General features: G+C 63.9%; 1 protein-coding gene. It reads left to right on the top strand.

The genetic code is table 11. The features are described 5' to 3' along the window. Nucleotides 1-590: ParA family protein (locus DEQ92_RS21495; protein ID WP_147299556.1), on the top strand; the 590-nt coding region annotated here is incomplete at both ends.

The raw sequence follows: 590 nt of genomic DNA, 5'->3' as shown, positions 1-590 counted from the left end.
CTGCTTCTACGTCGGCAAGGGCGGCGTCGGCAAGACGACGTCCGCCGCACACACCGCCGTGGCAGCGGCGACCGACCACGATCGCGACGTCGTGCTGCTCGACCTCGCTGGGACGCAAAACGATTTAGCAACGCAGTTCGGCCTCGGCGACGAGGTCGCGGACCCGGACGCCCCGATCAGCGCCGTCTTCGGCGACGACTGGGAGTTTATCGCCGAGAATATACCCGACGTCGTCGATCGGATGGTCTACGACACAGGTGAGGGGCCAGACCTGGTCCCCTCGGACAAGGGTCTCAACGGCGCGGACAACAACCTCGCGTCAGTCCCCGTCGAAGAACGCTACCTCAAACTAGATGCGTTTATCGACGAACATCTGGCCGAGCGCTACGACGTCGTTTTGTTAGACCTCCCGGGCAAAGAGGACAACATCAGCCTCAACGGCGTCTTCGCCGCCGAGCACGTCGTGACGCCACTCTGTCCTGGCGCGTTCGAGCGCCATCAGCTGGACAGTCTTCGCGACGACTTGGCAGCGATCCGTTCGGACCTCCAGGACGTCCTCGACCGCCACGACCTCCAGCCCCATCCCGAAC

The sequence above is a fragment of the Haloferax sp. Atlit-6N genome (assembly GCF_003383195.1).
GTDB classification, from domain to species: Archaea; Halobacteriota; Halobacteria; order Halobacteriales; family Haloferacaceae; genus Haloferax; species Haloferax gibbonsii.
This window is presented reverse-complemented; position numbering and strand designations above follow the sequence as displayed.